Origin of the sequence: Vibrio algicola, assembly GCF_009601765.2 — a bacterium.
In the GTDB taxonomy this organism is placed as follows: Bacteria; Pseudomonadota; Gammaproteobacteria; order Enterobacterales; family Vibrionaceae; genus Vibrio; species Vibrio algicola.
Map to the genome: position 1 here is coordinate 613,052 of NZ_CP045699.1, position 20,790 is coordinate 633,841.

Annotated in this window: 21 protein-coding genes and 1 pseudogene; 16 read left to right on the top strand and 6 right to left on the bottom strand. The window is 43.2% G+C overall.

Annotated elements, in window-relative coordinates:
• The first annotated feature begins 124 nt into the window (after positions 1-124).
• Together GFB47_RS02735 and GFB47_RS02740 are read left to right on the top strand one after the other, a co-directional pair.
• Positions 125-922 carry a tetratricopeptide repeat protein gene (locus tag GFB47_RS02735; protein ID WP_153446372.1) on the top strand — a complete coding sequence of 266 codons (798 nt, stop codon included), beginning with the start codon at positions 125-127 and terminating at the stop codon, positions 920-922.
• 86 nt (positions 923-1,008) lie between these two features.
• Entirely contained in the window at positions 1,009-1,806 is a 798-nt protein-coding gene (locus GFB47_RS02740) for a tetratricopeptide repeat protein (protein ID WP_153446373.1), read from the top strand.
• Positions 1,807-1,925: 119 nt separating this feature from the next.
• On the opposite strand, the gene GFB47_RS02745 is transcribed toward GFB47_RS02740, so the two are convergent.
• Positions 1,926-2,255, bottom strand: coding sequence for a hypothetical protein (locus GFB47_RS02745; protein WP_153446374.1), 330 nt, complete (start codon positions 2,253-2,255; stop codon positions 1,926-1,928).
• A gap of 204 nt (positions 2,256-2,459) precedes the next feature.
• On the opposite strand from GFB47_RS02745, the gene nrdR reads away from it, so the two are divergent.
• From nrdR to GFB47_RS02790, 9 genes are all read left to right on the top strand, one after another.
• Complete coding sequence (gene nrdR, locus GFB47_RS02750; RefSeq protein WP_153446376.1) at positions 2,460-2,909, top strand: transcriptional regulator NrdR; 450 nt, start codon at positions 2,460-2,462, stop codon at positions 2,907-2,909.
• Between the two features lie 74 nt (positions 2,910-2,983).
• On the top strand, positions 2,984-4,216 hold the full coding sequence (ribD, locus tag GFB47_RS02755; protein ID WP_153446377.1) for a bifunctional diaminohydroxyphosphoribosylaminopyrimidine deaminase/5-amino-6-(5-phosphoribosylamino)uracil reductase RibD: 1,233 nt from the start codon (positions 2,984-2,986) through the stop codon (positions 4,214-4,216).
• Between the two features lie 11 nt (positions 4,217-4,227).
• Positions 4,228-4,887, top strand: a complete 660-nt coding sequence (locus GFB47_RS02760) for a riboflavin synthase (RefSeq protein WP_153446379.1) — start codon at positions 4,228-4,230, stop codon at positions 4,885-4,887.
• A gap of 47 nt (positions 4,888-4,934) precedes the next feature.
• A complete protein-coding gene (gene ribBA / locus GFB47_RS02765) occupies positions 4,935-6,047 on the top strand; it encodes a bifunctional 3,4-dihydroxy-2-butanone-4-phosphate synthase/GTP cyclohydrolase II (protein WP_153446381.1) in 1,113 nt (370 codons plus the stop codon).
• A 287-nt stretch (positions 6,048-6,334) separates the two neighbouring features.
• Positions 6,335-6,802 (top strand): 6,7-dimethyl-8-ribityllumazine synthase, encoded by a 468-nt coding sequence (gene ribH / locus GFB47_RS02770; protein WP_153446382.1) that lies wholly within the window; start codon positions 6,335-6,337, stop codon positions 6,800-6,802.
• Positions 6,803-6,823: 21 nt separating this feature from the next.
• Positions 6,824-7,291: a transcription antitermination factor NusB gene (nusB, locus tag GFB47_RS02775; RefSeq protein WP_153446383.1), complete on the top strand. Its 468-nt coding sequence runs from the start codon at positions 6,824-6,826 to the stop codon at positions 7,289-7,291.
• Positions 7,292-7,599: 308 nt separating this feature from the next.
• Complete coding sequence (gene thiL, locus GFB47_RS02780; RefSeq protein ID WP_153446385.1) at positions 7,600-8,658, top strand: thiamine-phosphate kinase; 1,059 nt, start codon at positions 7,600-7,602, stop codon at positions 8,656-8,658.
• Between the two features lie 34 nt (positions 8,659-8,692).
• Positions 8,693-9,208, top strand: a complete 516-nt coding sequence (gene pgpA / locus GFB47_RS02785) for a phosphatidylglycerophosphatase A (protein ID WP_153446387.1) — start codon at positions 8,693-8,695, stop codon at positions 9,206-9,208.
• A gap of 35 nt (positions 9,209-9,243) precedes the next feature.
• On the top strand, positions 9,244-9,591 hold the full coding sequence (locus tag GFB47_RS02790) for a putative quinol monooxygenase (protein WP_153446389.1): 348 nt from the start codon (positions 9,244-9,246) through the stop codon (positions 9,589-9,591).
• A 95-nt stretch (positions 9,592-9,686) separates the two neighbouring features.
• Here GFB47_RS02790 and dxs read toward each other — a convergent pair whose 3' ends face one another.
• Genes dxs through xseB form a run of 3 tightly spaced genes read right to left on the bottom strand, consistent with a single transcriptional unit; the run spans position 9,687 to position 12,738 of the window.
• Positions 9,687-11,570 carry a 1-deoxy-D-xylulose-5-phosphate synthase gene (gene dxs, locus GFB47_RS02795; protein ID WP_153446390.1) on the bottom strand — a complete coding sequence of 628 codons (1,884 nt, stop codon included), beginning with the start codon at positions 11,568-11,570 and terminating at the stop codon, positions 9,687-9,689.
• Between the two features lie 36 nt (positions 11,571-11,606).
• A complete protein-coding gene (gene ispA, locus GFB47_RS02800; RefSeq protein ID WP_153446391.1) occupies positions 11,607-12,491 on the bottom strand; it encodes a (2E,6E)-farnesyl diphosphate synthase in 885 nt (294 codons plus the stop codon).
• A 1-nt stretch (position 12,492) separates the two neighbouring features.
• Positions 12,493-12,738, bottom strand: coding sequence for an exodeoxyribonuclease VII small subunit (xseB, locus tag GFB47_RS02805; RefSeq protein ID WP_153446393.1), 246 nt, complete (start codon positions 12,736-12,738; stop codon positions 12,493-12,495).
• 331 nt (positions 12,739-13,069) lie between these two features.
• On the opposite strand from xseB, the gene thiI reads away from it, so the two are divergent.
• The 5 genes and pseudogenes from thiI to rlmM all read left to right on the top strand — a co-directional run bounded on the left by thiI (position 13,070) and on the right by rlmM (position 18,158).
• A complete protein-coding gene (thiI, locus tag GFB47_RS02810; RefSeq protein WP_153446395.1) occupies positions 13,070-14,518 on the top strand; it encodes a tRNA uracil 4-sulfurtransferase ThiI in 1,449 nt (482 codons plus the stop codon).
• A gap of 406 nt (positions 14,519-14,924) precedes the next feature.
• Positions 14,925-15,864 (top strand): annotated as a pseudogene (locus GFB47_RS02815) (transcriptional regulator GcvA).
• A gap of 53 nt (positions 15,865-15,917) precedes the next feature.
• A complete protein-coding gene (locus GFB47_RS02820) occupies positions 15,918-16,577 on the top strand; it encodes an alpha/beta family hydrolase (RefSeq protein WP_153448121.1) in 660 nt (219 codons plus the stop codon).
• Positions 16,561-17,070 (top strand): DUF423 domain-containing protein, encoded by a 510-nt coding sequence (locus GFB47_RS02825; protein WP_153446396.1) that lies wholly within the window; start codon positions 16,561-16,563, stop codon positions 17,068-17,070. Before GFB47_RS02820 ends, GFB47_RS02825 begins: the two co-directional genes overlap by 17 nt.
• Positions 17,067-18,158: a 23S rRNA (cytidine(2498)-2'-O)-methyltransferase RlmM gene (gene rlmM / locus GFB47_RS02830; RefSeq protein WP_153446398.1), complete on the top strand. Its 1,092-nt coding sequence runs from the start codon at positions 17,067-17,069 to the stop codon at positions 18,156-18,158. The genes GFB47_RS02825 and rlmM overlap by 4 nt, the downstream gene beginning before the upstream one ends.
• Positions 18,159-18,329: 171 nt before the next feature.
• On the opposite strand, the gene xni is transcribed toward rlmM, so the two are convergent.
• Together xni and ppnN are read right to left on the bottom strand one after the other, a co-directional pair.
• Complete coding sequence (xni, locus tag GFB47_RS02835) at positions 18,330-19,103, bottom strand: flap endonuclease Xni (RefSeq protein ID WP_153446400.1); 774 nt, start codon at positions 19,101-19,103, stop codon at positions 18,330-18,332.
• Between the two features lie 244 nt (positions 19,104-19,347).
• Positions 19,348-20,703 carry a nucleotide 5'-monophosphate nucleosidase PpnN gene (gene ppnN, locus GFB47_RS02840; RefSeq protein WP_153446401.1) on the bottom strand — a complete coding sequence of 452 codons (1,356 nt, stop codon included), beginning with the start codon at positions 20,701-20,703 and terminating at the stop codon, positions 19,348-19,350.
• Positions 20,704-20,790: the final 87 nt, after the last annotated feature.

The following is a 20,790-nucleotide window of genomic DNA, read 5'->3' on the forward strand; positions in this document are numbered from 1 at the left end:
AGCTGAACTGACGTTATAACCACTAAAAAGCCAATGTCATCTGATGTTGGTTTTTTTTGTCTATTTATACTGTCATTATTGCTATTATGGCATTTCATTTATTGCATGGATTGTATTTTTAAGCATGAAGAAGCTCATATTTTTATTCTTGTTTTTACCTTTGATAGCCAATGCCGCCGATTTTGATAAAGGCATAGAAGCGTATTCAAAGGGCGATTTTAAAGAGGCTTTTAAAGAGTTTTTGCCACTATCAACTATCGGGAATTCGAGTGCGCAATTTAATTTAGGACTCATGTATAGCAATGGACTTGGTGTAATTCAAAGTGATGAAGAAGCGGCAAAGTGGTACCAAAAAGCGGCAGATCAAGGTGTTGCGAGTGCTCAATTTAATCTAGGCAATATGTATAGCGATGGCCGTGGTGTGATTCAAAGTGATGAAGAAGCGGCAAAGTGGTATCAACAAGCCGCTGAGCAAGGTTATGCCAGTGCTCAATTTAATCTCGCCATAAGATACCTCGATGGGCGAGGTGTTATTCAAAGCGATAAAGATGCAGCCAAGTGGTTTCAAAAAGCCGCTGCTCAAGGGCATAAGAAAGCTCAAGTTAATCTGGCCTCTATGTATAGAAGTGGACGTGGGGTGCTTCAAGTTTACACTGTGGCGGCAAAGTGGTACCAAAAAGCGGCTGAGCAAGGCTATGCGGTTGCTCAATATAATTTAGGAACACTGTATAGTAAGGGGCAAGGCGTTAACCAAAGCTATATTTATGCCTATATGTGGGCAGATATTGCTGCTTATAATGGCTTTGATGCTTCCAGATTAAAAGTCGAACTAACGCAAGAAATGAGCAAGGAAGATATCGCAGAAGCTCAAGAAATGTCGGCGCAATGTTTTGAATCAAACTATGAAGATTGTGACGGTTGAAGATCAATAATTAGTATTGATGAAAGCGCATATCAAGTTTTAAAAATGCTTATTGTAGAATAAATACTATTAATTCAGGTAATTCAATGAAACTGTTAATCACACTCCTAAGTATCACGCTCTTATTAACGGGTTGCGCTGAATCCCGTTCTACCTATACTCCAGCGAAAAATACCAGCAATTATAACAACACTTTTGCCAATTTATTAGAACCGGCTAAGCGAGGTGATGCGAGTGCGCAGGCTCAACTCGCGACTCGATACTACAATGGTGATGGGGTTGAACAAAATTATCAACAAGCGGCAATCTGGATGGAAAAATCTGCAGCTCAAGGCTATATGAATGCACAATTTAATTTAGGCAGTATGTATCAAACTGGTTTAGGTGTATCGCAGGATCTACAAAAGGCTGCTGAGTTGTACCAAAAGTCTGCCGATCAAGGGTATATGTATGCCCAATTTAATTTAGGCCGCATGTATCAAAATGGTCTAGGTGTTCCTGAGGAACAACAAAAAGCTGCCGAGTTGTATCAGCGATCTGCAGAGCAAGGAAATAGGTATGCACAAGCTAACTTGGGTGAAATGTATCTCAATGGACAAGGTGTCGATCAGAATGATCAAAAGGCGGCAATATGGTTTGAGAATGCAGCACTCCAAGGAGATGCGAGTTCACAATATTATTTAGCGGTGCTGTATCAAAATGGTCGAGGTGTGACTCAAAGCGATATTAATGCGTATATGTGGGTGAATATTGCCGATTATAATGATGCTGATACTAAGCAATTAAAATCAGAACTGACAAAAGTGATGACTAATGCTGATGTGACCAAAGCTCAAGATCTATCACTGATCTGTCTAGAGTCTAATTACAAAAAGTGCGGTTAGTTGTATGGATGACTAGTTTATCTATATAACCTTACTTCAATAACATTATTAATTTTACTACAAAAAAACGCAAGCCCATGACGGTGCTTGCGTTTTTTGTTCAATTAATAATAAAGGTACTAATCTTTCTTGTTAATACTGATCATTGAGCCTGACTTACATTTGAACATGTAGTAGCGGCTGCTTTCGTTAAACTGACCTAAACCACCGCCTGAGCAGTAAGAAGCATTTAAGTCTTGCATAGTATCTAACGTTTTGGCGTTATCCATTGCGAACTTAGATCCGTCAGCACAAACAATGCGTACTTTGCCGTCATCGCTAGTCGAGAACACTTTAACTTCAGTATTACAAAGTTGGAAAGACGCATCTAAGTAGTTGTCTTCTTGAGTGGTTGATGAACAACCAGAAACCGCCAATACCAGCAATCCAGCTAATCCTAAATATTTCATTATATTCTTCCTTTGTGCATCGGTTGAGAAAGGTTAACTCAACTTAAATATTAAAAGCTAACGAAAAGGTTATCTTTAAAAATAGTTAACTAAGTGTAACCGTATAATAGACTTAGCTCAACATTTAAGCGGCATAGCTGGTCGCTAAGCAACAATATTTCGGATAAACTAACCCGATAAGATTTGAGGATTTAAGGAAAAGTTATGCATTGTCCATTTTGTGCTGAAAATGACACCAAAGTGATTGATTCTCGCTTAGTGGCGGATGGTCATCAAGTGCGTCGTCGTCGCCAATGCTTGGCGTGCAGTGAGCGATTCACCACCTTTGAAAGTGCTGAATTAGTGATGCCGAAAGTAATAAAAACCAATGGTAATCGTGAACCGTTCAATGAAGATAAAATGATAGGTGGACTGCAACGCTCACTAGAAAAACGCCCGGTCAGCGCCGATGCGGTCGAGCTTGCTATTAGCCACATTAAGTCACAATTACGCGCCACCGGTGAGCGGGAAGTACCAAGCGAAATGATTGGTAACTTGGTAATGAACGAGCTAAAAACCTTAGATAAAGTGGCCTATATCCGCTTTGCATCTGTGTATCGTAGTTTTGAAGATATTCGTGAGTTTGGTGAAGAAATCGCTCGCCTAGAAGATTAACACTCACAAACAAGACAGCCACATGATAAAAAACATGATGAATGAGTTATGCTGAATAATCCAAAAGGGTAGATATGCCATTTTCCGATTTTGATCACCAGATGATGTCTCAAGCCTTAACCTTAGCCAAGCAAGGTGTTTTTACTACTGCGCCAAACCCCAATGTGGGTTGTGTTATCACACTTGAAGATAAAGTGATTGGTGAAGGGGCGCATTTAAAAGCGGGACAACCGCATGCAGAAGTGCACGCATTAAAGCAAGCCTCAGAGCAAGCAAAAGGCGCAACGGCTTATGTGACGTTAGAGCCGTGTTCCCATTTTGGCCGTACGCCGCCGTGCGCAGAGGCGCTGATTAAAGCGCAAGTCAGCCGAGTGGTGTGCGCGATGCAAGATCCCAATCCTCAAGTCGCAGGTCGCGGTATTAAAATGTTGCGTGATGCAGGGATCCAAGTCGATGTTGGCTTATTAGAAGCCGATGCTGTTGCGCTTAATCGCGGTTTTATTAAACGCATGCAAACCGGTATGCCATTTGTTCAGCTTAAATTAGCGGCCAGTCTGGATGGTAAAACCGCATTTAAAAACGGTGAAAGCAAATGGATCACGGGCCCTCAAGCGCGTCAAGATGTGCAAGTGTTTCGAGCCAAAGCCGGCGCTATTTTATCAACCAGTAAAACCGTGCTCGATGATAACGCTTCGCTCAATGTTCGTTGGGATGATTTACCCGCATCGGTTTCTCAAGTTTATGAACAATCCTCGCTGCGCCAGCCGCTGCGTGTCATTTTAGATCGCAGTGACAAGCTAATAGAAAACACCGCCTTGCGAGCGAAAAGTAACTTAAACCTGTTTAAATCCTCGGGTGATATTTTATTGATCAAGGCTATCGATAATGTACCTACTGATAGCAGACCTGTTGAGAGTACGTCTGTTAATCGTGCCTCTGCCGAAAGCGCAGCTCTGATTGACGATAGTGTTGTATCCGTGCAGGCAAGATTAAAGCAAGTGCAATTAAATCACGCGCAACCCGTACAGTTTGATCTATCTTTATTATTAAAGCAGTTGGCTGATGAGCATAATATCAATCATATTTGGGTGGAGGCGGGGGCAACTTTAGCCACCAGTTTTATTGAGCAGGGCTTGGTTGATGAGCTGATTGTGTATCTTGCACCAAAATTGATGGGCACCGATGGACGTGGTTTAACCCAAATTACAGGTTTAGAATCAATGCAGCAAGCGATTGATCTCACCATTAAAGATTGCCGCATGGTCGGCGACGATATTCGCTTGATTGCGACCCTTAATTCAAAATAAAAAGAGATTGTATGTTTACAGGTATTGTTGAAGCCGTTGGCACTATTTCTGCCATTATCCCTAAAGGGGAAGATGTCACCATTACAGTTGACTGCGGTAAATTAGATATGTCCGATGTGAAGTTGGGCGACAGTATTGCTACCAATGGCGTATGTTTAACTGTGGTGCAATTTTCTAGCCATAGTTATAGCGCTGACCTCTCTTTAGAAACATTAAAACGCACCGGCTTTACCCAATATCAAGTGGGCGATAACGTCAATCTTGAAAAAGCGATGCTACCGTCGACTCGTTTTGGCGGTCATATTGTGTCTGGTCACGTCGATGAAGTTGGAACGATTATTGAGCGTCAACCTGTAGGTCGCGCAGTGGAATATTGGGTGCAAGTACCCAGTCATTTATCACGTTACATTGCCGAAAAAGGCTCGATCACCATTGACGGTATCAGCTTAACGGTGAACGATGTGCGTAAAGACAGCTTTAAAATTACCATCGTGCCGCATACCTCGGCAGAAACCACGGTCGACAGTTTTGTGGTTGGGCATAAAGTGAACTTAGAAGTGGATATCATTGCACGTTATTTAGAACGTTTGATTTCAGGTAAGGCGCAAGATGAATCAACGCCTGAATCACTGGTAACGATGGATTTATTACAAAAGAATGGTTTCGCTTAATTCTCTCAATCAGCGAGACCTTAATCTCAAATTTAAAGGACTTTAGCATGGCAATTAGCAGCTCAAAACAGATTATTGAAGATATTCGTTTAGGTAAGATGGTCATTCTTATGGATGATGAAGATCGCGAAAATGAAGGCGATCTTATTATGGCTGCCGAGCATATTACCCCAGAAGCGGTTAACTTTATGGCCACTCATGGGCGTGGTCTAATTTGTCTAACCTTAACCAAAGAGCGTTGTCATAATCTTGGCCTGCCACCAATGGTGCAAGATAATAACGCGCAATACACCACCAACTTTACCGTATCAATTGAAGCGGCAGAAGGGGTGACGACCGGTATTTCAGCCGCCGATCGCGCAGTCACCGTGCAAGCGGCAGTGGCAAAAAATGCCAAAGCAGTCGATTTAGTTCAGCCTGGACACATCTTCCCATTAGCGGCGCAAGAAGGCGGAGTTTTAACTCGCGCTGGCCATACGGAAGCGGGGTGCGATTTAGCACGTCTTGCTGGCCTTGAACCTGCGTCTGTGATTGTTGAAATATTAAACGAAGATGGCACCATGGCGCGCCGTCCTGATCTAGAAATATTTGCTGAAAAACACGGGGTTAAGTTAGGCACAATTGCTGATTTGATTGAATACCGCAATAACACTGAAACCACGATTGAACGTGTTGCCAGTTGCCAACTGCCCACCGAGTTTGGTGATTTTGAGTTAGTGACCTACCGTGACACCATCGATAATCAAATCCATTATGCTTTGCAAAAAGAAACGGTTAAAAAAGGTGATGCACCGTTAGTACGGGTTCACTTACAAGATACGTTTACCGATCTTTTGCATTCAAACCGTGCCGCCGATCGCAGCTGGAGCTTAGATCGCGCGATGCAACGTATTGGCCGTGATGGTGGCGTGTTGGTAGTATTGGGGCACGAAGAATCACCTCAATCGATCATTAATAAAGTAAAAGCCTTTGAGCAACAAGATAACGCTACCGCGCCAGTGATGGCGAAAAAGCTAGGAACCTCACGCCGAGTAGGAGTAGGCTCTCAAATTCTTGCTGATCTAGGGGTGACAGATATGCGTTTATTGTCTTCGGCAACCAAACGCTATCATGCACTTTCTGGGTTTGGTTTGAATGTTGTCGAGTACGTTACCGAGTAATTATTTTCTTCGTACTTGAAGCTGCAGCTTTGTTGACCGCGTTTATTCCCCCCAATCATGTAGGCAAGCTACACTCATGGGGCTTCATAAACTTGTCGCCTCGCTGCAACCTCAATTACTTTGAAAATATAAGCGAGGGCATCTCGTTACTTGTTGATGGAAAACGCTTTTATTTGAGCGAGACGCTTTCAAGCAACGAGATGCGAATTACCAATGGATATTGATCACAAATTTATGATAGAATCCGCCGATTCTCACTCTATAGAAAAACAGTTTAAGGATAACTTATGAAAGTAATCGAAGGTGATTTCTCAGCACCGAACGCAAAAATTGCGATCGTGATTTCTCGTTTCAACAGTTTTATTAACGAAAGTTTACTTTCTGGCGCGATTGATACGTTAAAACGTCATGGTCAAGTGGCTGATGATAATATTACCGTTGTTCGTTGTCCTGGCGCGGTTGAACTACCACTGACTGCTCAATATGTAGCAAAAACAGGTAAGTACGACGCGATTGTTTCTCTAGGTACTGTGATCCGTGGTGGTACACCACATTTTGATTACGTGTGCAGCGAGTGTAATAAAGGTTTAGCTCAAGTGTCTTTGGAATACAGTCTTCCAGTGGCATTTGGCGTATTAACCGTTGATACCATCGATCAGGCGATCGAACGCGCAGGCACCAAGGCTGGTAATAAAGGGCAAGAAGCGGCTCTTAGCGCACTAGAAATGATCAACGTTTTAAATGAAATTCACTAATTTTTTGCAATCTAATTCCTAATGGGGGCTCGCGTGAAACCAGCCGCACGTCGTAATGCACGTCAATTCGCACTACAAGCGATATATTCTTGGCAAGTCACAAAAGAAAATGTGGCAACTATTGAACATCAGTTTTTAACCGGTGAAAAGTATGATGAAGAAGAACATCATTCCAATGAACCAAGCCTAAAAGCGCCTGAAACCGATGTGGTTTACTTCCAAGATTTATTGTCTGGTGTTGTGAACACTAACATGGAACTAGACAGCAAGTTGCGTCCATACCTATCTCGCCCTATGCAAGATTTGGATATGATGGAACTGGCGCTACTTCGTCTTGCTATGTACGAAATGACTAAGCGTGATGATGTGCCATATAAAGTTGTGATCAATGAAGCGATTGAGCTAGCAAAAGTCTTTGCAGCCGAAGATAGCCATAAGTTCATTAACGGTGTGCTGGATAAAGCGGCGCCGCACGTACGCAAAAAATAAAATATTCGTATTTAGAATATTTTTCGCGAGAATATTTTGCGTTAAAATAAGTAATGAAAAGGTCAGCCATGTGCTGGCCTTTTTTGTATAATCAATCCAATGTTTTCGCTCTAGTCTGATTTTATACCAATTCCATAAATTTAATGGTCGTTGAAAATTGAGTACACAGAAAAGTGTCAAAGCCAATGGATGGCCTTTTCTTAAGCGACCAAGGACGGATCAGTGTCTTTTCGGCACATTCAAATTGATCAAATATTAAATGGAATGGGTATTATTCAACTTTTGTCATTGTTATAAGTAGAGTTCGTATGTCTGGTGAATTTAATTTAATCGACCGGTATTTTTCTCATCGTCAGGAAAATCGTTCGGATGTACAACTGGCTCTTGGGGATGATTGTGCATTGCTGACGGTGCCAACAGGCTATCAATTGGCGGTCAGCACCGATACTGTGGTGCTTGGAGTGCACTTTTTAGCCGACGCTAATCCGGCTGATATTGCCTATAAAGCTTTAATGTCTAATATCAGTGATTTGGCCGCGATGGGTGCTACGCCAGCTTGGTTATCAATGGCGATAAGCATGCCCAAGTTTGCTCAAGAGGTTGAGAATAATGCTACTCTAGGCACGGATGATTGGTTTACTGAAAACTGGCTAGAGGCATTTTGTGACAGTATGTTTACTTTGGCCAATCAGCATAATTTGCAGTTAATTGGCGGTGATACCACCAATGGCCCACTGACGATCACCTTCACTATTCAAGGTTTTGTGCCATCAGGACAAGCAATGACACGAAGTGGCGCTAAGTTGGGTGATTGGTTGTATGTCAGTGGTAACCTTGGTGACAGTCAGGCTGGGTTAGAGGTAATATTAGATCCAAGCAAATCAAACAGGCCGCATGCGCAATATTTAGTACAACAACATTTTCGAGCTCAGTCTCGCATCAATTTTTCGCAATCTTTGCGTGGTTTAGCATCAAGCTGCATTGATATTTCCGATGGGCTGACTTCTGATCTTCTGCATATTCTCAAGCGTTCAAATGTTAGTGCTCGCTTGAATATTGATGCGTTGCCTGTTTCAATCCAAAGCTGTGACTTTTACGGCTCAATGGCACAAGCCCAACAAGCAGCGTTAACGAGTGGTGAAGAATATGAATTGTGTTTTACTGTCCCCGATCAATATAAAACAGAAGTTGATAAATTAGAGGCAACGTCGAATGAAAACTTTGCTAAGGCTTATTGTATTGGGCGAATTATTGCACATCCAGAATTAACTCAACAACCAGAAATTCAATTGTATCTCGATGATAAATTACTTAATTCAAACAATAGCAGTAAACTGTTAACTGGTTTTGATCATTTCAAATCTTAATAACATCTTTAACGCTTAATAAAAAGGCAACAACATGTCCAATCAAGCAAGCAATGTAAACCCAAAATCGAGGATTAAACTTTCTAATCCATGGCACTTATTAGCGGTAGGGTTTGGCAGTGGTTTGTCTCCGATCATCCCTGGAACCATGGGAACATTAGCTTCTATCCCTTTCTATTACCTCTTGGTTCAATTGCCGTTAATCGCTTATATCGTAGTGGTAGTGGCGTCTTATTTTATTGGTGTAACCATTTGCCAGAAAACCTCCGATGATATGAAAGTGCATGACCATGGCTCTATCGTATGGGATGAGTTTGTTGGCTTTTGGATCACCATGCTCGTAGTGCCTTTAATGGGGATCTCTATTTGGAACTGGCAAATGGTGGTAGCGGGTTTTGTGCTATTTCGCTTTTTTGATATGGTAAAACCTTGGCCAATTAGCGTGTTAGATCGCCGTGTTGGTGGCGGTTTTGGCATTATGATTGATGATGTTCTGGCCGGTGTTATGGCGGCAATCGTATTGTATTTTGTCAGTGGTTATTTAATCTAAAATAGTATTATTTTAAAAGTTAGCTAGGAAGAATTATGTCTAAGAAAGTTTATTGTGTGGCTCAGTTTCAACCGAAAGCCGGCAAGGAAGATGAATTATTTGCAGTGCTGCAAGCATTAGAGCCCAATACATTACGCGAAGATGGTTGCATTCAATATGTGGTGACGCGTCATCGCACCAGCCCTTACGCGGGCGGTGAAAGTTATCCGATTGCGTTCCATGAGATTTGGGCAAGCAATGAAGCGTTTGAAGCACATTGTGACCGTAAAGAAATTGGTGATTTTTTCCAGCAGCAATGTGTGGCAGAAACTGGCTTAGTGGAAAAATCGAATGTCGCGATTTACAGTGATGAGCCGAATAATTTTGATGCACCTAAAGTTTAAGTGGTGGAATAAAAATATAAAAAAACGAGCCTCAATATGAGTCTCGTTTTTTTTTGTTTCAATGCTGGTTCTTTTATTTGAATAGAGGCGAGTGCTTAAGCTAAATAGGCCTTAATCTGCTTTTCTATTCCTGCTGCATCTAACTCAAGATCAGCATATAACTCTTGCTGTGTGCCTTGAGAAACAAAGCGATCGGGTAAACCAAGTTGCAATACCGGTTTGAGTAGTTTTTGCTGCATCATAAACTCAATAACACCAGATCCTGCGCCGCCAGCAATTACATTTTCTTCCACCGTGACCAGTACATCGTGTGTATTAGCCAGTTCACGGATCAGAGCTTCATCGAGCGGTTTGACAAAGCGCATATCTGCCACGGTGGCATTAAACGCTTCAGCGGCTTTTACTGCATCTGGCAGGAAAGTACCAAAACATAAAATCGCCACTTTAGGTGTTGTTTTATCGTCCTTTTGGCTCGTGCGAACAATACGCCCTTTGCCTATTTCTAATGCGGTCATATCTTGTTGGATCTCTGTGCCACAACCGCTACCGCGTGGGTAACGAACCGCACTTGGTCCTTGGTGCATATGACCGGTGTAGAGCATTTGACGACATTCGTTTTCATCGCTTGGCGTCATGATCACCATATTCGGAATGCAGCGCATAAAACTGAGATCAAACGCACCTTGATGAGTTTGACCATCAGCGCCAACCAGACCGGCGCGATCAATTGCAAACATCACTGGCAAATTCATGATCGCCACATCGTGGATCAGTTGATCATAACCACGTTGTAGGAAGGTCGAATAAATGGCCACGATAGGGTGATGGCCTGAAATCGCCATCCCAGAGGCCAGCGTAACCGCATGTTGCTCGGCAATTGCGACATCAAAATATTGGCTTGGGAACTCTTTAGAAAAACGCACCATGCCAGAGCCTTCACGCATAGCAGGGGTAATTGCCATGAGTTTCGGATCGGTGGCGGCCATATCACATAAGAAGTCACCGAAGATTTTAGAGAATGTCGGTTTGCCGCCGCTGCTTTTTGGCAACGAACTTTCTTCTGGATCAAATTTTGGCACGCCATGATAACCAATGGGATCTTTCTCGGCAGGCTCATAGCCTTTGCCTTTTTTGGTCATCACATGCAAAAATTGCGGCCCTTTAAGGTTGCGCATGTTCTTTAATGTTTTAACCAGTTCATTGACATCGTGTCCGTCAATTGGGCCAATGTAGTTAAAGCCAAGTTCTTCAAACATGGTACCCGGAACCACCATACCTTTTAAATGTTCTTCAGTGCGGCGTACTAACTCTTTGATTGGTGGCACGTTAGAGAGCACTTTTTTGCCGCCTTCACGGATAGAAGTGTAAAAGTTGCCGGTTAATAATTGAGCTAAGTGATTGTTGAGCGCGCCAACATTTTCCGAAATCGACATCTCATTGTCATTTAAGATCACGAGCATATCAGAGTGGACATCACCGGCGTGGTTCATGGCTTCAAATGCCATACCCGCAGTAATAGCACCATCGCCGATAACGCTAACCACTTTACGATCTTTCCCTTCTTTTTGTGCGCCAATCGCCATGCCTAACGCAGCACTGATTGAGGTGGAAGAGTGGCCGACCGATAAGGTGTCGTATTCACTTTCTTCGCGCCACGGGAAAGGGTGCAAGCCATCTTTTTGACGAATGGTTGAAAGGCGATCGCGGCGTCCGGTTAAAATCTTATGCGGATAAGCTTGGTGACCCACATCCCACACGAGCTGATCAAAAGGGGTGTGATAGACATAATGCAAAGCGACGGTGAGTTCAACTGTGCCAAGACCAGAAGCTAAGTGACCACTGGATTGGCTAACAGAGTTGAGCAAATAGGTACGCAGCTCATCACATAATTGAGGTAAGCTTTCTTTTGGTAACGTGCGCAATTCATCCGGCGTATTGGCGAGTGCGAGCGTTGGATATTTTGAGATATCAAGAGTCATAAGGTAGTCGCGCTTATTATGTTAGTTCTTATAATTTTAATGGCTACGCTCGACGGCGTATCGTGCGAACTCTTCGAGTAATCGAGTATTGTACGGTATTGCTTGCAGAGCGAGTAGTGCTTCTTGCAGCAAGTTTTGCGCTTTTTGTTGTGCGCCCTCTAATCCTAGCAGAGCTGGGTAGGTGCTTTTATTCAGTTCTTGGTCTGAGCCTTGGGGTTTGCCTAACGTTTCAGTGTCACTCGTCACATCTAAAATATCATCGTGAACTTGAAAAGCCAGACCGACTGCATCGGCGTATTTATCTAATTGTGGCAATATTTCAATACATTTGGCACCGGCGCATAATGCCCCCATACGAATGGCACATTTGATCAGTGCACCGGTTTTGTTGCGATGAATGTTTTCAAGCTCATCGAGTGTAACTGACCGGTTTTCAGCTTCTAAATCTAACGATTGGCCCATGCACATGCCAAGTGCGCCAGAAGCACGCGCCAGTTCTTGGATTAAACGAATACGTTGCGGTTCGCTGATTGGATCTAAATAACCTTCAGATAAAATAGTAAACGCCAAGGTTTGCAGTGCGTCACCGGTTAAAATGGCGGTCGCTTCATCAAATTCAATATGGCAAGTGGCTTGACCACGGCGCAATTCATCATCATCCATGGCGGGTAAATCGTCATGGATTAATGAATAAGCGTGAATACATTCAATCGCGGCAGCCGGCGTATCAAGTGCATTAGGCTCTAATTCAAACATTTGACCCGTTATATAAACTAAATACGGGCGTGCGCGCTTACCACCTAATAACAAACCGTAGCGCATCGCTTGAGTGAGGGCTTGTTTTTGCTGCGGAATGCGGTCTAACCACGCATTAAGCTGTTGAGTATTACGGGTTTGATATTCGGTTAACGCCATTTTCATATTAAATATCGCTTTGTGGATCAAACGGAATTAACTCAGCATCATCACTGTCGTTTAATAAAATTTCGACACGCTGTTCTGCTTCGCTCAGTTTGCCTTGGCTCACACGGGCAAGAGATATACCGCGTTCAAACTTTTTAAGGGCATCTTCAAGATCTAAATCACCGTTTTCAAGTTGATCCACCAAGCTATCGAGCTCAGCAAGTGATTCTTCAAAACTCATATTTTCAGGTTTTTTATTGGCCATATTCTTCTGCTTGGTCGTGATACCCGTATGAGAGTGAAAGCCTTGGCTTAACGCGGGTATTTTAGAAGGTTAATTGTATTTATCCCTAGAGACTGAAACAAGGGCTAATCTCATGTTTGTCACATTCATTTCAATATATTTTTAACTTTAATCTAGTAACAGGGGAAATCAATTTTGTCGGTGGATAATGTAGTGTATAATTTTGCGCCTCAGATTTGGCGATATCTTAACCTAGTTGATAGCGATGAGCTTCAGTTGAATAAGCTCTTAAACTTAAACATAGAGAATGAAGGTATTGCGCTCCGTAACCCGATTAAAAGCGAATCATAATATGAAGTTTATTGTTAAGCCCCATCCAGAAATTTTTGTCAAAAGTGACTCGGTCCGTAAACGTTTTACCCGAGCTCTGGAGCGCAATATTCGCACTATTATCCAACGTAGAACGGACTCTGTTGCGGTATTTAACCGTCGTGACCATATTGAAGTGGCGGCTAATAGCGATAAATATTTTGCCGAAGTGCTGGAAATTCTCACCCATACACCGGGGATTCATCACTCACTTGAAGTGGTGCAGTCAGAATTTACCGATATGCACAATATTTACGAGCAAGCATTAGTGCAAAGCCGTGATCTTATTGTTGATAAAACCTTTGTTGTGCGTGTTAAGCGCCGTGGCAAACATGATTTTACCTCAATTGATGTAGAACGTTACGTGGGTGGCGGTTTAAACCAAGCGGTAGAATCGGCCAAAGTGAAACTCAACAAGCCGGATGTCACGGTTAATATTGAGATTGATGGCGATACGCTCAATCAAGTAGTGGCGCGTCATAAAGGTTTAGGCGGTTTTCCTCTTGGTACTCAAGAAGATGTATTAAGCCTGATCTCTGGTGGTTTTGACTCAGGCGTTTCAAGTTATTTACACATTAAACGCGGCTCTAAAACCCATTTCTGCTTCTTTAATTTAGGCGGTCCTGCGCATGAGATTGGCGTAAAACAGGTGTCGCACTTTATTTGGAATAAGTACGGTTCGTCAGCCAAAGTGAAATTTGTCGCTGTCGATTTTGAACCGGTTGTAGCTGAAATTCTTGAAAAAGTTGATGATGGCCAGATGGGCGTGGTACTTAAGCGTATGTTTATGCGCGCCGGTGGCATGATTGCTGAAAAATTTGGCATTGAAGCTTTAGTAACAGGCGAAGCGCTTGGACAAGTATCCAGCCAAACCTTAACTAACTTACGTTTGATTGATAACGTCACCGACACATTAATTCTGCGCCCGCTGATCAACTGGGATAAAGAAGACATCATTAATGTGGCGCGTGATATCGGCACCGAAGACTTTGCCAAAGTGATGCCAGAATACTGTGGTGTGATCTCGAAAAAACCAACCGTTAAAGCGGTCAAAGCCAAACTTGAAAAAGAAGAATTGAATTTTGATTTCGATATTCTAGAGCAAGTGGTGATGAATGCGCGCGTGATGGATATTCGAGATATTGAAGCACAAAGCCAAGAGCAAGCGCCAGAAGTGGAGCAAGTTGCGGAAATCGCAACAAATGCTGTGGTGCTGGATATCCGTAGCCCAGATGAGCAAGAGACCAGCCCACTTAAGATCGCCGATGTTGAAGTGAAACATTTGCCGTTTTATAAATTGGCCACTCAATTTGGCGATTTAGATCAAGCTAAAGAGTACTTATTGTATTGCGATCGTGGTGTCATGAGTCGCTTGCAAGCTTTGTATCTACAAGATCTTGGTTTTAATAATGTTAAAGTGTATCGCCCTTAGTTTTTTGACTCAGTGAATGATTAAACGGTTCAAGTTAATTATTTAAAATAACGCTCTAAAGTAAAAAGTAAAATGCCGACATTGACGTTATTTCAATTGTCGGCATTTTTGTATTATTACAATAAGCAAAAAAAAAGCACAGCCGACTAAAAAGCCGACTGTGCGCAAAGTTTGATAAATAATCAAAATACTATAAAAGTAAAGCAATGAGGGACTATCGCTTTACTGAAAACTCAAAAAGAGTTAATGCAAACACAACATTAGCATTAGTAAATTACAAGGTGATCCTTGCGAATACATCGAGTAAGTCATTAATGTGGGATGAAATATAGAGTTTTAATGGTAGTTCAGCAATGGACAATTTATAATACTTCGCATAAGAAAAATTAATGAGTAGGTTTTGATTATGGCACGACGTTTACCCCCACTAAATTCATTGCGCGTTTTTGAAGCAGCCGCACGTTACTTGAGTTTTACACGCGCTGCTGAAGAATTGTTCGTTACCCAAGCGGCAGTCAGTCATCAAGTCAAAGCATTAGAAGAATTTTTAGGAATGAAGCTGTTCCGCCGTCGAAATCGCTCCTTATTACTGACTGAAGAAGGCCAAAGTTATTTTCTCGATCTGAAAGATATTTTCACCGCCATCTCTGATGCCACTGATAAAGTATTAGAGCGCAGTGAAAAGGGCGCGTTGACGATCAGCTTGCCGCCGAGTTTTGCCATCCAATGGCTAGTGCCTCGCTTGGCCGATTTTAATGCTCAAGAGCCGGATATCGATGTGCGTATTAAAGCGGTCGATATGGATGATGGTTCTTTGTCAGATGATGTTGATGTGGCGATTTATTATGGCCGTGGCAATTGGCCGGGTGTTCGCGCCGATAAACTCTATTTAGAATGTTTGATCCCCGTGTGTTCACCGCAGTTATTACTGGGGGCGAAGCCTTTTAACTGGGCTTGAAGATTTAAAGCATCACACCTTGTTGCATGACAGCATGCGTAAGCATTGGAAAAGCTTTATGAAAGAACATCAAGTGGATGGTGTTAGTGTGAATCATGGCCCGATCTTTAGTCACTCGATGATGGTGATCCAAGCGGCAATGCATGGTCAGGGGATCGTTGTCAATAATGTATTGGTGCAACCTGATCTCGATGCTGGGCGTTTGGTGCAACCGTTTGACGAAGTGTTGATGAGTAAAAACGCCTTCTATGTAGTGTGTGATAATAAACAAGCCGATAGCGGCCGTGTGGCGACCTTCCGTGATTGGATGATAAGCAAAGCAGCAGCAGAACAAGATGTGTTACTCGACAATGATTTAGAAGAAAACCATTTAGGCAATCAAGCATGAAACTTGCGCCTGAAAGAGACCTGAATCGCGAGCAAAAAATCGTGATTGATGACATCGATATACCCGTGTTAGTTGATGGCAATGAACATGCCGCTATCACGGTTTTGTTGGCTCATGGCGCTGGTGCGGGAATGGATCATGAGTTTATGACTGATATCGCGCAGCGTTTAGCTTGCGAACAAATCAAAGTGGTGCGCTTTAATTTTCCTTACATGGCCAAGCGGGCGATCACAGGCAAGAAGAGTCCGCCGGATCGCGCACCAAAATTATTAGCCGCGTTTGAAGCGTTAATTGCCCATTATACTCAATCAAAAACCTGCTTATTTTTAGCGGGTAAGTCGATGGGGGGACGCATGGCAAGCCATCTATCTCAACTTGAAACCGTGCGCGGCGTAATGTGTTTAGGTTTTCCTTTTCATCCGCCAAAACAGCTTGAAAAATATCGTGGTGAGCATCTTGCCTGTGTGACTAAACCTATGTTGATTGTGCAAGGCGAGCGCGATACTTTCGGTACCCGTGAGGAGTGTAGTGCGTTTGTACTGTCATCTTCTATTGCACTTGAATTTATCCCAGATGGTGATCATGGTTTTAAACCTCGAGTGCGTTCTGGTTTTACTGAAACGGGCAACCGCGAATTAGCCGTGACCAAGATGCGTGATTTTATTGAGCGTAATACTGGCGCGATGAGGAATGACAATGACAACAACATCTAAAGTGTTTGCATGCAAAGGACAGCGTTTACTGGCCGTTGCGGGTATCTCTGGCTTTATCGTGGTGGCGCTAGGTGCATTTGCCGCTCACGGATTAACTAAAATGTTGCCAGAGTATTTGCTAGCGGTATTTAAAACCGGGGTGCAATACCAAGCGTGGCATACCTTTGCACTGTTGGCGTGTGGCATTTTATTGCAAATAACGGCCCAGCAGCAACAGATGGGCTCGAAACAACAACAGGCGGATTCGCAAAATCAACAGACGGATCCTAAGCATCAAATAAACCGCTATAATGAAAAAGCACGAAAAGGGCTAGCTTATGCTGGTGGTTGCTTTATCATCGGCATCCTTTGCTTTAGTGGTAGTCTTTATGCGCTGGCACTAACCGGCATAAAATGGTTTGGTCCGATTACCCCACTCGGTGGTGTGTTCTTTATGCTGGGCTGGATCATTTTTACCCTTTCTGTAATAAGACTTAATAAGGTGACATCGTGAAACACGTTTTACTTTACTGCCGCTCTGGCTTTGAAAAAGAGTGTGCGGGTGAAATTCAAGACAAAGCCAATGACCTAGAACTTTTTGGCTTCCCGCGTGTTAAAAAACAATCGGGCTATGTTGTGTTTGAATGTTACCAAGACGGTGATGCCGATAAGCTGATCAGTAAGATTGACTTTAAAACTCTGATCTTTGCTCGTCAAATGATGGCGGTCAGTGCTGAGCTATCCAATTTACCGGTGGAAGATCGTATTTCTCCGATTTTAGCGGCACTGGAAGCGCAAGATAAATTTCCAATGTGTGGTGATATCCGGATTGAAACGCCAGACACCAACGAAGCCAAAGAGCTACTGAAGTTTTGCCGTAAATTTACCGTACCAATGCGCTCGGCATTACGTGGTAAAGGCTTTTTGTTTGCTAAAGATAATGCCAAAAAGCCAGTCTTGCACGTGTGCTTTACCGCGCCAGGCCAGTGTTATGTGGGCTATTCATTGCCGCAAAACAACTCGCAGTTTTTTATGGGGATCCCGCGTTTAAAATTCCCATCCGATGCACCGAGTCGTTCGACTTTAAAACTCGAAGAAGCGTTCCATGTGTTTATTCCTAAAGATGAGTTAGATACTCGTTTAGCACCTGGCATGTGGGCAGTTGACCTTGGGGCTTGCCCTGGCGGTTGGACTTACCAATTGGTGAAGCGTTCGATGTTTGTACACGCCGTCGATAACGGTGCGATGGCGCAAAGCTTAATGGATACCGGCCAAGTGAAGTATCACGCTGCCGATGGCTTTAAGTTTATCCCACCGAAGAAAAACGTGACTTGGATTGTGTGTGACATGATCGAGAAGCCATCACGTGTTGCTCAGCTAATGGGTGAGTGGTTGATCCGTGGTTTGGCGAAAGAAGCGATTTTCAACCTTAAACTGCCAATGAAAGGCCGTTACGATGAAGTGCTGGATGATATTGAAAACTTGAAGCAGTTCTTCGATGAAAATGAAGTGCCTTACAAGCTACAAGCGAAACATTTGTACCATGATCGTGAAGAAATCACTGTCCATGTGCAAGTATTGAAAAATATCTCCCCATACTAAAAAGTGATTTAGGGCGAGCTGGACAGCTCGCCCTTGTTTTTAACTTAACTTGTGTTGTGACAAGAGAGAAAATAAATAATTAAATTAGGCTATCTTACAAGCGAGATTCCCTGTCTATTCGCTTAAGCTCATACATGGAATGACAGTTGTGAGTCGATTTTGATTCCGTTGTTACGCTTTATTCTCAAACCTCACATCCTGCAAATTAAAGCCAAGCTTCATATCGGTTTTTAAGGCAGCGATCTGCTTGCAGGTTCTGGCCAGTTCAATATGTTCATCCAATTTCTTTCGATATTTGGGTGCTAGATCTTCAGCGGCATAAGCGCTTTCAATATCGCCATATTGTTGCAATATTTCTTTGGCAGCTTTAGGGCCAACACCAGGGACGCCCGGTACTTTACTGGAACTGATCCCAGTCAATCCCCAATAATCGGCCAGTTGCTGTGGTTGTACCCCAAACTCTTGCTCGATAAATGGTGCGTCTAACCAGCGGTGTTGGAAGTAATCACGAATTTGGATATTGAGCGTCAGCAGTTGGCAATAGCCTTTATCGGTCGAAATAATAGTCGTTTTCTCTCCAGCAGAAGCCACTTTACACGCCAAGGTTGCCACTAAATCATCGGCTTCATCACCATCGGATAACAGAGAATCAATCCCAAATTCCCACCATGCCGCTTGAATCGATTCTAAACCTGCGAGTAACGCTTCAGGCATCGGCTTTCGATTTTCTTTGTAACTTGGCAGTACTTCGGCGCGCCAGCCACGGTTTTGCAAATGATGATCAAACACCGCAATAATATGAGTCGGTTGGGATTCATTAATGATTTTATGCAAGGTTCGAGTAGTGGTCTCAATGGTGCGGGCGATATCATTGGGATCGGGCTGAGCGGAATGGACGCGGCGAATTAAGTTGAGCGCATCAATGATCACCAAATGAATCGACATAGTTTTCCTTGCTGAGTATTAAATATACCCGTCTTACTTGAAGCTGCAGCTTTGTTGGCTGCGCTAACTCACCCCAATCACTTAGGCAAGCTAAGCTCATGGTGCTTCGTTTACTTGCCGCCTCACTGCAACTTCAATTACTTTGGGTATAGAAAGTGATAGAACAGGTATAAAAAAGCTTCTGGCACGTCATGTACCAGAAGCGTATTAGCTTAACATATTCGTTGCGGTTGATCTTTGATGATCATTTGGCGATTTGATAGCAAGGAATGTATTCAGAGCCAGGTAATTTCATGCGTTGCTGAGTCACGAAATCATTGAGCAAAGTATCCATTTTGGCCATTAAATTACGGTCGCCATCAATAATAAATGGACCATGCTTTTTGATCTCTTTGATCCCTTCCGATTTTACATTACCCGCTACAATGCCAGAGAAGGCTTTGCGTAGATTGGCCGCCAGTTTTTCTGGTGGTTGTTCTAAATGTAAATCCAACGCGGCCATTGATTGATGGGTTGGGATAAATGGGGCTTGGAATTCTGGCTCAATATGCAAAGACCAGTTAAAACTGTAGGCATCTTCATTGGCTTTGCGGTGCTCTTTTACTTCCACCATTGCATCTTTCATAATGCGTGCGGCTTGGGCCGGATCATCAATCACGATCTGGTAATGTTTCTGCGCGTCAGGCCCTAGTGTGTCATGGATAAATTGATCGATTGAGCGGAAGTAAGCTTCACTTTCTTTTGGCCCCGTTAACACTAGTGGCAAGGGTTGATCGGCGTTATTTGGATGCATTAAGATGCCAAGTATATAAAGCAATTCTTCGGCTGTGCCAGGGCCACCGGGGAAGATAATGATCCCATGTCCCATGCGCACAAAGCTTTCTAAACGCTTTTCGATATCTGGCATGATGATCAGCTCATTAACCACTGGATTTGGCGGCTCGGCGGCAATAATAGAAGGCTCGGTTAAGCCAATATAACGCTGATTAGTATAACGCTGTTTGGCATGACCAACTGCCGCGCCTTTCATTGGGCCTTCCATTGCGCCAGGACCACAGCCGGTACAAATATTCATTTCACGCAAACCAAGCTCGTTGCCCACTTTACGCGTATATTGATATTCAATTTCGTTAATCGAATGTCCACCCCAACACACTACAAGATTAGGATCAAAACCGGCGTGTAAGGCTTTGGCATTCCGCAGAATACTAAACACTAAATTGGTGATCAGAACCGGTTCAGTCAAATTTAATGCTTGTCGGTCTGCCAGTTGCATGTGCAAAAACACAATATCGCGCAGCACTGAGAATAAATGCGATTGGATACCTTTAATGATGGTGCCATCGACAAAGGCATGCTCGGGCGGATCGGTGAGTTCAATTTGGATCCCGCGTTCACGGCGTAAAACTTCAACTTCAAATGAGAGATTTTGGCTGAGTAATTGCTCTGAGTTATCGGTGTGACTGCCTGAGTTGAGCACGGCTAGAGAACAGCTACGATATAATTGATAGAGGTCACTAGAGGCGGCTTTTTTGAGTTTGCTAACTTCTAATTGGGATAATAAATCTAAACTGCCCATTGGGCTTATTTGGGTGATCATAACAGATTCCTTCCAACTTGATCTTCTATACCCGTTTAACTTAAAACGCTAGCGCCAAATTAAGCGGGTATAGAATCGGGTTTGTTT